At 31.1% G+C, this 11,766-nt stretch carries 12 protein-coding genes and 1 pseudogene; 6 read left to right on the top strand and 7 right to left on the bottom strand.

Going from position 1 to position 11,766, the window contains the following annotated elements; genetic code table 11:
- Positions 1-705 (top strand): hypothetical protein (locus tag RSB60_RS04005; protein ID WP_332614692.1); only part of this gene is annotated, 705 nt, incomplete at its 5' end.
- Positions 706-789: 84 nt separating this feature from the next.
- Positions 790-1,548, top strand: a complete 759-nt coding sequence (locus RSB60_RS04000) for a DODA-type extradiol aromatic ring-opening family dioxygenase (protein ID WP_332614691.1) — start codon at positions 790-792, stop codon at positions 1,546-1,548.
- Positions 1,549-1,968: 420 nt separating this feature from the next.
- Here RSB60_RS04000 and RSB60_RS03995 read toward each other — a convergent pair whose 3' ends face one another.
- From RSB60_RS03995 to RSB60_RS03980, 4 genes are read right to left on the bottom strand one after another with little or no spacing between them, the layout of a single operon-like run.
- Positions 1,969-2,412: a GatB/YqeY domain-containing protein gene (locus tag RSB60_RS03995; RefSeq protein WP_332614689.1), complete on the bottom strand. Its 444-nt coding sequence runs from the start codon at positions 2,410-2,412 to the stop codon at positions 1,969-1,971.
- A gap of 10 nt (positions 2,413-2,422) precedes the next feature.
- Positions 2,423-3,649 (bottom strand): ABC transporter permease, encoded by a 1,227-nt coding sequence (locus RSB60_RS03990; protein ID WP_323380503.1) that lies wholly within the window; start codon positions 3,647-3,649, stop codon positions 2,423-2,425.
- Positions 3,646-4,335 carry an ABC transporter ATP-binding protein gene (locus RSB60_RS03985; protein ID WP_323380504.1) on the bottom strand — a complete coding sequence of 230 codons (690 nt, stop codon included), beginning with the start codon at positions 4,333-4,335 and terminating at the stop codon, positions 3,646-3,648. Before RSB60_RS03985 ends, RSB60_RS03990 begins: the two co-directional genes overlap by 4 nt.
- Positions 4,332-5,249 (bottom strand): efflux RND transporter periplasmic adaptor subunit, encoded by a 918-nt coding sequence (locus RSB60_RS03980; RefSeq protein ID WP_332614686.1) that lies wholly within the window; start codon positions 5,247-5,249, stop codon positions 4,332-4,334. The genes RSB60_RS03985 and RSB60_RS03980 overlap by 4 nt, the downstream gene beginning before the upstream one ends.
- 138 nt (positions 5,250-5,387) lie before the next feature.
- On the opposite strand from RSB60_RS03980, the gene RSB60_RS03975 reads away from it, so the two are divergent.
- A complete protein-coding gene (locus tag RSB60_RS03975) occupies positions 5,388-7,121 on the top strand; it encodes an ABC transporter ATP-binding protein (protein WP_332475264.1) in 1,734 nt (577 codons plus the stop codon).
- Between the two features lie 11 nt (positions 7,122-7,132).
- On the opposite strand, the gene RSB60_RS03970 is transcribed toward RSB60_RS03975, so the two are convergent.
- Positions 7,133-7,414 carry a chorismate mutase gene (locus RSB60_RS03970; protein WP_323380507.1) on the bottom strand — a complete coding sequence of 94 codons (282 nt, stop codon included), beginning with the start codon at positions 7,412-7,414 and terminating at the stop codon, positions 7,133-7,135.
- A gap of 103 nt (positions 7,415-7,517) precedes the next feature.
- Here RSB60_RS03970 and RSB60_RS03965 point away from each other — a divergent pair, with 103 nt between their 5' ends.
- The 3 genes from RSB60_RS03965 (at position 7,518) to ytvI (ending at position 10,630) form a co-directional block, all read left to right on the top strand.
- Entirely contained in the window at positions 7,518-8,702 is a 1,185-nt protein-coding gene (locus tag RSB60_RS03965; protein WP_332614684.1) for an ATP-grasp domain-containing protein, read from the top strand.
- An 8-nt stretch (positions 8,703-8,710) separates the two neighbouring features.
- Entirely contained in the window at positions 8,711-9,463 is a 753-nt protein-coding gene (locus RSB60_RS03960; protein WP_323380509.1) for an esterase family protein, read from the top strand.
- Positions 9,464-9,556: 93 nt separating this feature from the next.
- Positions 9,557-10,630, top strand: coding sequence for a sporulation integral membrane protein YtvI (gene ytvI, locus RSB60_RS03955; RefSeq protein ID WP_323380510.1), 1,074 nt, complete (start codon positions 9,557-9,559; stop codon positions 10,628-10,630).
- A gap of 21 nt (positions 10,631-10,651) precedes the next feature.
- On the opposite strand, the gene RSB60_RS03950 is transcribed toward ytvI, so the two are convergent.
- The gene (locus RSB60_RS03950) at positions 10,652-11,074 is read right to left on the bottom strand and encodes a potassium channel family protein (RefSeq protein WP_323380511.1); all 423 of its coding nucleotides are present in this window, start codon (positions 11,072-11,074) and stop codon (positions 10,652-10,654) included.
- Positions 11,071-11,766 (bottom strand): annotated as a pseudogene (locus RSB60_RS03945) (hypothetical protein); the annotation flags it as partial. The gene RSB60_RS03950 and the pseudogene RSB60_RS03945, both read right to left, overlap by 4 nt.

The following is an 11,766-nucleotide window of genomic DNA, read 5'->3' as shown; positions in this document are numbered from 1 at the left end:
TTTATTTTTCCATGCATCGGCTTCATGCTTATTCTTACTCCCGAAGATATGATAAAGTTACTAAATCAGGCAATGAATCTGCAACCTTTAGCCAATGGGATGGATATGGGTATGAATGGAGTTACATTCAATGCACAATTTTTCATAACCTTTACTGAGTACTTACGTTTACTTCCAATTCTCTTATTTTTATCCTTTTTGGTTTTCCAATTTTCTAATCTAATTAAAAATTTTCTATTAAAAAAATCGAATAAATTTCACTTTGCTTTTATTTCTTTACTTTTATTCTTGTTTATTGGCAATATCTGTTATCAAGTATATACCATTGAAAAACCAAACCGTATTCTTCAAATGACGGAAACTGACTATACATCCTTCAAAAGTAATTTTTTGAAAATATATACTTTTCATCAGGAACAAAGTGACAATATTCTAGAGGAATACGTTGAAGGAAAAGAAATTGATTTTGCACAGATTAATGGTTTCCTTTCATCAGATAAACAAATAGAAAAATATGCAAATATCAAAAAATTTGACGATGCTAATTTCACCGTGGTTTATAAAACAACCCTCCCTGAAACATTCGATAGAGTTGAAAAGAGTATTATCTTCACATCTCTTTTCTCCAGTATTCTGCTTATTATTAATATTTTCTTTCTTATCATTGCATACTGGAAAGGAAACCCACTTTCACGATTACGATAGCGAATTTGTATTTATCATGTTGCAAACACTTTACTACTTCATTTTTATGAAAGTTACTATAATGTAGTAAAGGAGTCTTAAATTATGAAAATGCCTGTTTATTTTATTGGTCATGGTAGTCCCATGAATGCGATTGAAAATAATGAATTCACTCATCAATGGGAGAAATTGATGAAAGATTGTAAACCAAAAGCTATCCTTATCATTAGTGCCCATTGGATGGAAACTACTTATGAAATTACCACCAATCCTCATCCCGCTATGATTTATGATATGTTTGGTTTTCCTAATGAGTTATATACAATTAATTATCCTGCTCATACCGATGAATCAATTATCAAAAGATGCTGTGAGCTAGTTCCAGAGTTAAAATTAAATAATAGCCGTGGTTATGATCATGGTGTCTGGTCTATTTTAACCCACATGGCACCACTCGCTAATATTCCAGTTATTCAAATCTCTCTTAGTCGAAATGCCTCACTAGAAGACCATTACAATCTTGGAAAAGCACTTCGCATTTTACGTGATGAAGATGTTTTGATTATTGGTAGTGGTAATATTATTCATAACCTTAGAGAATTGAATTGGAATGAATATTACTCAGAATATCCATGGGCAAAACAGTTTAAGGAATACGTTAACAATGCCTTACTTAATTGTGATTATAAAAACTTAATTCATTATGACATGGATGGATATAACGCACTTATGAGCGTTAATTCTCAAGAACATTATCTTCCTATGCTTGTATGTTTAGGAGCAAGTGATAATAATGTCCCTTCCTTAAGCAATGACGTTATACTAAATGGATCACTTAGCATGACTTGTGTTGCATGGAAATAACTAATCATAAATCAATATAAAAGGCAATGTAAGCATCACATTGCCTTCTATAAAATTTTTATTTACTTTAGAACTATATCTAAATTTCTTTCGATATAAACCGAAACATTATATTATTTACTTTTATGATTTAATATCCATTGGTCTACCCTCATGCAGACTGTTCTTTCTATTTTAATTATTAATACAAATTTAATTTTCACCGTTTCTAAATAAATCTGCATTTATCTAGAAACATGAATTAATATTCTAACAACACCTTCTTCATATTAATTAGAGTACCTCCTTTCAGTATCTCTTTACACCTTTATAATACACCCTTGCAATTCTTTTCATAGTCTATACTTATTTTTATTTAGTGCTATAATTATATTGTTGGGATAATAAAAGGTTTGTGAATTTTCACAAACCTTTTTTTGTTTACTTTAATACTTTTGATAATGCAATATTCAAGCTTTTACCATCCGTAGCTCCTTGAAGTTTTTCCATGAGACCTTTCATAATTTGTCCTTGGTTTTTCTTGATTGCCTCAAGATTATTTTCTTTAATAAATTTTTCAACTTCTGTTACTAATTCTTCTGGTGATAATTGCTTAGGTAGATAAGATTCTAATATCTTTAATTTTTTATTTGCTTCTTCAAGTAAATCCATTCTTGTACTTGGTGTTAATTCAATTGTTTCTTTTAATTGTTTAACTTCCTTTTGAATGAATTTTAATGCTTCCTCTTTAGAAAGTGCTTCACCTTTTTCTTTTTCTGCAAGTCCAATTGCCGAAATTAACAAAGAGTATACACCTTTTCTAATTGGATCTTTGTCTTTCATTGCTTGAAGATTTTCTTTACGTAATTCATCTAAAAATGTCATAGTGCCTCCTTTATTCGGATTGGATAGCCTCGATGATGTTTAAGTTCGCTGCACGTTTTGATGGTAAATATCCAAATAACAATCCTAATGTAATTGAGAATAATAATGCAAAGATTACATAAGAGATATTAATTGGCAGTTTCATATTAAGCACCATTAAAGCAATTTCAATGACTCCAATACCTATTAATACTCCAATTATACCTCCAATAAGCGTCAATAAACAAGATTCCACAATAAATTGGAATTGAATAGCACCTTTGCTTGCGCCAATTGCTCGCTTAACACCAATCTCTCGTGTACGTTCTACAACACTGACTAACATAATATTCATAACACCAATACCTGCGACTAATAATGATATTGAGGCTATGATTCCCATTACAAGTGATAATATCCCTGTAACTTGTGTAATTTGACTAATGATAAAAGATAAGTCTTCAAGCGCATACCCATTTTTAGTTTCTGTATAATTATGAATTTCATTTAGGCGATCTGCCGCAAGTTGTGCTGTTGCATCTAAGTCATGACCAGATTTAACTTTGACAGAAAAATATTGAATTGTCGAACGTGAAAACATAAGGTCATACGCATCTTTTGAAATGGCTACGATTGAGCCTAAACTTTGATTTGGAGTATCGGTTACTCCAACAATTGTATACAATCGATTTTTTATTTGAATCTTTTGACCAATGACTTCTTCTGGTGTCATATTTAAACTATAATCCAATACCCGATCATTAATAAGAGCTAAATTGATTCTTTCATCTTCGGGATATGCTTCTAGTGGATTACCAGCTATCATTTTAAAACCATAGAAGTCCATGAAATTATCTGAAACACTTCTTACCGCTAATCCTAATTTTTCACGATTAATTTTCACTTGTTGGGTAGTTGAATAAACTGCAATAGCATCATCTACTCCATTCACAAGTACTAATTGTTCTAAATCATTGGGATCATAGTGATACGACTTATCTCCCAATCCACCAAAATTAGAGTTCATTGAAGAGTTTAAAACTTCCATTTTATCAGTTCTATCTTTAACATAGTTAATGTTAACAGAACCATTACTACCCGTAATTTGGTTTGTAATTGCAACATTGGCAATATCTGAAATGGAGAAGATAATAAATACAACCGCTACCCCGATTACTATTCCAATAAGTGATAAAAATGATCTCAGTTTATTATTTAATAATTCACGTACGGATAATTTGATATATTCTAAAATCATATATTTACCACATCACTTTCAATTAAACCATCTTTGATTGTGATGATTCTTTTTGCGGTTTTCGCAACATTCATATCATGGGTAACAACAACGATTGTATTCCCTTGTTCGTTTAATTCTTTTAATAAATCAAGAATACTTTTAGTAGTCTTGGAATCAAGTGCTCCGGTTGGTTCATCCGCGAAGATGACTTCTGGATTATTAATTAATGCTCTCGCGATTGCGACACGCTGACGTTGTCCTCCCGAAAGAGTCATTGGTTTTTTATTAGCTTGTTCCTTAATTAGCATTCGATCCATTTTTTCTAATGCTGCTTTTTTTCTTTTAACTGCTGATACACCTGCATAAAGCATTGGCAATTCAACATTTTTAATGCAAGTAATATTATTCATAAGATTAAATGATTGGAAAATAAATCCAAACTTTTTTAATCGCAATAATGTTAATTGTTTTTCTGAGTAATTTACAACGTTTTCACCATTTAAAAAATATTCACCACTTGTCGGTTTATCCAACAAGCCTAGCGTATTTAGAAGTGTACTTTTTCCTGAACCACTTGCCCCAATGATCGATACAAACTCACCTTTATGAATTTTAAACGAAACACCCGCAAGTGCATGTGTTTCATTTGCACCAGGATTATACGTTTTACGTATATCGCGACATTCAATAACTACTTCACTCATTGACGAGGCACCGTTACTACTGCACTGTATCCGTATGGAACTTCTTCAGGAATGGCGATTTCAACGTTGTAATATGAAGTATCTTCTGTTTCTAAATTATTGGGCATTGTATCAACACGTAATACTTTACATGTGTATTCTTTTCCTAAACTTTCGACAGATACATTGACATCTTGTCCTTCATGAACTAATTTATATTCAAATTCAGATACACTAATTCGAACCATTTTTTGAGTTGAATATAATACAATGTATGCACTTGTTGTTAAATTAGATGGTGCCACAGAATTATTTTCATTAACTTTATAAACAAGACCACTTATATCAGAATAAATATGACTATCCTTCTTTGTCTCTTTCAGTTTATTAATTTTTGCTTCCGCTTCTGTCCAACTAACTTTAATTTCACTAATTTTCTTTTCCGCATTATTCAACTCAACTTTAAGATAGTTGATATACACTGTATCACTTTGGTCTGCTGCTGCCAATTCAGTTTTAAAGTTCTCAACACGCGTATAGTAATCGTCTAATTGTTGTTGAAGATTTAAGAAATCCTTTTGTAAAACATCTATTTGAGCATCAATACTATTATCAATTTTATAGTCGAATAGAGTTGCCCCAGCTTCAATAATATCGCCTTCTTTAACATAGACATCATTGAATGTTAGTGTAGGATCTTTTGTATAATAGTATGTTTCCACTGGAATTACTTTCCCATTATAAACAATTCCTTTTTCTGTCTCGACTACTTCATTTTTAACCTCTGTAGTACCATACATCATTGGACCCATCATCGCAGCATTATCTTGCTGATTCGGCACAGTTGAACTTGGTTTAAAAAATACATTTGCTATTACAATCGCAAGAACAAGTATTCCCACAATTATTCCAATCCATTTCAATACTTTTTTCATACATTCCTCCGTTATATTATTGTATTATTTAACTAATACAATAATATTCTATCACTTTTCTACCTAAATGCAATGCTTTTATCTATGAATTTGTCTTAAAATATCGTAAACTAATAAGAAATGTTAGGGGGAAAATTTATGAATAACAGAGTACGCAAATTCTTTTCATACTATAAGCCATATAAAAAATTATTTTTTGCCGATATGGGTTGTGCCCTCGTAGTCGCGGGTATTTCATTGGCCTTGCCTTTACTTACAAGACAAATCACAAATACAATCTTATTGGAAACACCTATTCCATTTAATCAGATCTTCATTGTTGGTGCCATTATGGCTGGGTTAGCTTGTATTGAATTTGCCGCAAATTTCTTCATTACGTATAAAGGACATCTTATGGGTGTGTATATGGAACATGATATGCGTAATGATTTATTCTCACATTATCAAAAATTGTCATTTAGTTTCTATGATGATCAAAAAACCGGTATTCTAATGTCACGGTTAACAAACGATTTATTTTCACTATCCGAATTGTATCATCACGGTCCAGAAGATGTTGTAATTTCTCTAATTAAGTTTATAGGAGCATTTATTATTTTATTTTCTATAAACCCATATTTGACACTTATTGTGTTTGCTACACTTCCACCGATGGTTATCTTTGCTTATTACTGTAATGTAAAAATGAAAAAAGCTTATCGCCAAAATCGTAAGCGTGTTGGTGAAATTAATGCCCGTATTGAAGATAACTTGTCTGGTATTCGTGTTGTAAAATCTTTTGCAAATGAATCAAGTGAAATTGAAAAATTTGATATTGAAAACAATAATTATGTAAACAGTAAACGAAATAGTTATTATGCAATGGCACAATTTCATTCTGGCTTAGGTGCCTTTATTACTTTCTTAACCGTTATTGTTGTAGTTGCAGGTTCACTCTTTATCGGAAATGGAATTATTGTTATTGGAGATCTTATCACTTTTATCCTTTATATTAGTAATTTTACAGATCCAGTCAAAAAATTAATCAACTTTACGGAACAATTTCAAGAAGGTGTAACTGGTTTTGAACGTTTTATGGAAATCCTTGAAATTGAACCAGATATCCAAGATAAGAAAGATGCTATTGATTTAAATGATGTAGAAGGTCATGTACTATTCAATAATGTTGGATTTAGATATAACGAAAAATCAGATTATGTTTTAAAAAATATTAATTTAGATGTAACGCCTGGGCAATATATCGCATTAGTAGGTTCTAGTGGAGCTGGTAAAACTACACTGTGTTCACTAATTCCTAGATTCTATGAAGTGAGTGAAGGAAGTATCCTTATTGATGGCTATGATATCCGTGATGTGAAGATGAAATCACTTCGTTCAAAGGTTGGTATCGTTCAACAAGATGTATACTTATTCACTGGAACTATTTTAGAAAACATTCGTTATGGAAAACCAGATGCGACTGACGAAGAAATCGTACAAGCCGCCAAAAATGCCAATGCACATGATTTTATCTTAGATTTACCTGATGGCTATGATACTGATATTGGACAACGTGGTGTAAAACTTTCAGGTGGTCAAAAACAAAGACTTGCGATTGCCCGTGTATTCTTGAAGAATCCACCTATCCTTATTTTTGATGAAGCAACAAGTGCACTGGATAATGAAAGTGAAAAAGTTGTACAAGATTCATTAGAAAGTTTAGCAAGAAATCGTACAACATTTGTTATCGCTCATCGTTTATCTACGATTCGTAATGCTGAAAGAATTCTTGTTCTATCTGAAGAAGGTATTGTTGAACAAGGTACTCATGAAGAACTCCTTCAACTCAACAAAACTTATGCAACACTTTACAATATGCAATTTTCAAAATAAAAAGGAATTTATCATTCCTTTTTTTCGTTAAGAATTGCTTTTTGATATTTTTTTGAAATATCCATCATCATTTGAAGATATTCTTCATAATATAATCGAAGCTTTTCATTATTTAACTTTTCCACATTACGTTTAAGTACTTCTTTTTCACGACTCTCATCGAATATTGGAAGATTATTTTCTATCTTATAAGCAATTACTTCTTCCACAGCCATCATTCTCTTCTCAAATAATTTTGCGATTTCAGCATCAATTTCATTTATGTTTTTTCTAGCTTCTTCCAATTTTGTCATATATTTCTCCATCTATTTATAAACATTATAATCGAAATCTCTTAAAAGTGTAGCCTTGTGTCGCTAACAATACTATAATAAGTGATAATAAGGGGTGACAGGTATGAATTTTATATTTATCTCACCAAACTTTCCAAAAACATATTATCTATTTTGTTCAGCACTTAAAAATAATGGTGTTAGAACTCTTGGAATTGGCGAAGAGAGTGTGACTGCATTAACGAAGAATTGCCAAAATGCACTTGATGACTACTATCAAGTTACTTCACTAGAAGATTATAATGAAGTATTTCGTGCTGTTGCATACTTCTCATTTAAATATGGAAAGATTGATTGGTTAGAATCAAACAATGAATACTGGCTTGTGCAAGATGCTAAACTCAGAACTGATTTCAATATTAAAACTGGTGTTCAAGTTCATGAAGTAAATGCTTATAAATATAAATCTGAAATGAAAGCCTACTATGCCCGTGCTAATGTTAAGACCGCCCGTTATTCTTTAGTTACTACGCTTGAAAATGCAAAGAAGTTTATTGCTGAAGTAAAATATCCTGTCATCGTAAAACCAAATAGTGGTGTCGGTGCTTCTACAACATATCGTTTATCCAACAATAGAGAATTATTGAGCTTTTTTGAAAATTTACCTACAAGACAATTTATCATGGAAGAATTTGTTGACGGCGAGATATTTTCCTATGATGGTATATGTGATAATCACTCAAATATTATTTATGAAACAGCACATCGTTTTCCTACTCCAATCATGGATATTGTAAATGAGAAAAAAGAAATTACGTATTATTCTCTTAAACAAATTCCACCTGATTTAAAAGAAATTGGGCAACGAGTTATTAAAGAATTTAATGTAAAGAGTAGATTTTTCCATTGTGAATATTTCAAACTTTTACATGATAAAGAGGGATTAGGCAAAAAAGGCGATTTAATCGGACTCGAAGTAAATATGCGCCCTCCTGGTGGATATACACCCGATATGATGAACTTTGCCAGTAATATTGATGTTTATCAAATTTGGGCAAATATGGTTTGTTACAACGAAGGTCAGTTTGATACTACTCATCGTCCTTATATCTGTGTCTATTATGGTCGTCGTGATAATATTAAACACAAATATACAAATGCTCAAATAGTTACAAAATTCAAAGATGCAATTTGCATGTGTGAAAGAATGCCTGATATTCTTTCAGATGCAATGGGAAATCAAATGATTACTGCACGTTTTGAGACTGAAAAAAAAGCTACAGAATTTATCAATTGGTGTAAACAGTGAGGTAAAAAATGAAAATAGAATATTTTAAGGAATACAGTTTTAACTTAAATAGAGATATGGAATATAAAGTATATGGTCATCGTGGAAAACCATGTATCGTTTTTCCTGCACAAGATGGTCGATTTTTTGATTTTGAAAATTTTCAGATGATTGAATCTTGCCGTAAACAAATTGAACAAGGACTAATTCAATTCTATTGTGTTGATAGTATCGACTTAGAAACTTGGTCTAGCACTGACAAATCACCACGGGAAAGAATTGAACAGCATGAGCGTTGGTATCAATATGTATGTGATGAATTTGTACCTCGTGTGCGTCATATGAGCATGGATGCAAACAATAATGAATTTAAAGGAATTCTTTTAACTGGTTGTAGTATGGGAGCTGCTCATTCTCTAAACTTCTTCCTCAGAAGACCAGATTTATTTGATTCTGTGATTGCTCTTAGTGGTATCTATCACGCTAGACACTTCTTTCATGAATACTCAGATGATCTTGTATATATGAACTCACCTATTCAATGTATTGAGAATATATCTCTAGATCATTACTACCTCGATTTATATCGAAGTCGCAAGATTATTCTTTGTGTTGGTCAGGGTGAATGGGAAGATGATATGATTGTCGATACCAAAAAAATAGAAGAACTATTTAAAATCAAAAATATTCCTGCACAAATTGACTATTGGGGATTTGATGTAAACCATGATTGGCCATGGTGGCGTAAACAATTACCCTATTATCTAAACTTTATTTTATAAATTGGCGAAAGCCAATTTTTATTTATCACATTTGACTTTCAATATCAGTTACCATACAATACCCTTACAAACTAAATTTCATGGAGGGCTTTTATGAGTCTAGAAAAAAAGAAGAATTTTATTATTAATGCATTCTACTACACAATTATCACTATCCTTGTTTTCATGATTATTAAATATGGATTAAATTTATTAGCACCATTCCTTGTTGCATTTATTATTGCCTACTTATTAAGAAAACCTACAAAATGGATGGCAAAGAAAATTAAATTACCTTATCGTGCTGTTTCACTTATTATGGTAATTCTATTCTACTCAACAATTGGTGTATTATGTGCATTTATCGCAATTAAAATCGGTACTAGTTTAGCGAATTTAGTTACCAGTTTACCAAATTTCTATAAGACTGAATTAAGTCCACTCTTAATAAATTTCTTCGATATGATTGAAAATTCATTTAAAACTTTAGATCCAAGTCTTATTAAGACAATTAGTGACGTATTCAATAATTTTGTACAATCAATTGGTGAATTATTCTCTTCACTTTCAGTAGGAGCCATCTCCGTTGTATCAAATTACGCAAGTACTTTACCTGGGTTATTTATCAAAATCTTAATGGCTATCATTTCAACATTCTTTATTGCCATTGATTATGATTTAATTGTTTCTTTCTGTAAACGTCAATTATCTGAAAAAGCTTCTAATTTAATTATCCATATTAAAAATTATATTGTGGGTACACTCTTTGTATGTATACGATCTTATGCTTTGATTATGACTATTACATTTATTGAACTATCTATTGGCCTATCATTGATTCGTGTAGAAAATGCGATTCTTGTAGCATTACTCATTGCCTTCTTCGATATTCTTCCTGTGTTAGGTACAGGTGGTATTATGATTCCGTGGATGATTCTTGTCGCTTTCCAAGGCAACTTTGCCTTAGCTATAGGATTGCTTGTAGTTTATCTAGCAATCACAGTAATACGAAATATACTAGAGCCTAAAATTGTTGGAGCACAACTTGGTTTACATCCAATTGTAACATTGCTTGCAATGTTTGTGGGAACACAATTATTTGGATTCTTAGGCTTATTTGGATTGCCTATTACATTGTCATTATTAAAGCATCTAAATGATGATGGTACAATTAAATTATTTAAATAGACCGCATATACAATGCGGTCTTTATATTTTATATCTTCTTTGTTTTACATTATCAGAAATTTTAGCCAATTCATCTTTTGATAAATTAGGTAAATTTTCTAGTTTATCTAAAAACTGTATAATTGTTTCATTTTCTTTCATTGATTTAATTTCTGTAAAATAACTTACCAAAACACCTGGTATTAATGCAACTACAATAATTCCATAAAGAGCCAAAACCATCGTAATAACTCTACCTGCAAATGTAGTCACTACAATATCGCCATATCCAATTGTTGTAAAAGAAGAAAAGGTAAACCATAACGCATCTCCATAATTTTTTATTTGTGGTTCAACCAACATCACAACAAAAGTACTTAATAAAAGAAAAACAAAAAATCCACTAACAATTTTATCAGTGCCTGTAAAACGTAATATTTTCCATAGTAATTTTAATCGTTTCATATAGCTTCCTTTTGATATACCGTCCTTTCAATCACACAACTTTTTTCACGCAATAACTCTTGATTCAAAAAACTAATATAACTTCCTGGTGTTACAATACCACTTATTTTAATTAAATCTAATTCTTGTGTACGAATCAAATAGTCTGCAATAAGAACACAGTTTGTACTAAATACAAAATATGTTTTATATTTTCCTTCAATAAATTTATACATTTTTGCACGACATGTCTTAAATACACGAGATGCATAATCAACACAACTATCCATCGAATTACCAGAATCGTAAGCAATTTTCGCTTTGCATGACCATTCAACACAACGCGCTAATAGATTATCTATTTTCTTCTGAATAATCGCTTTTTGATTTTCTGTAAGCTCTATTTTATATCCAATAATTGTTTTTTCATCATTTTGAATAGCATTCTCTAAAAAGGAATTGCGATCCGATACAATCAATACACCATCTCCTAGTGTTCCAAATAATTCTCTATTCTCAGGGTCATGACAACCATAAGAATAAATTTTATTTTTAAAACTTATATCAACATGTCCTAAAGATTCAGGACCACTTTCTTTTAAGTAAATGAATACTTCTAAATCTGCTGGTGTATCATCATATGGATTATAATCTAATTCCATTTTGTTTTGTTTTATCATCCCTTTGATACTAAAGAAAAATTGTTGTGGAAT

The organism is Anaerorhabdus sp. (assembly GCF_036657415.1).
Lineage (GTDB): Bacteria > Bacillota_I > Bacilli_A > Erysipelotrichales > Erysipelotrichaceae > Anaerorhabdus.
The sequence above is the reverse complement of the archived record's forward strand: the minus strand, read 5'-3'. Positions and strand labels throughout refer to the sequence as shown.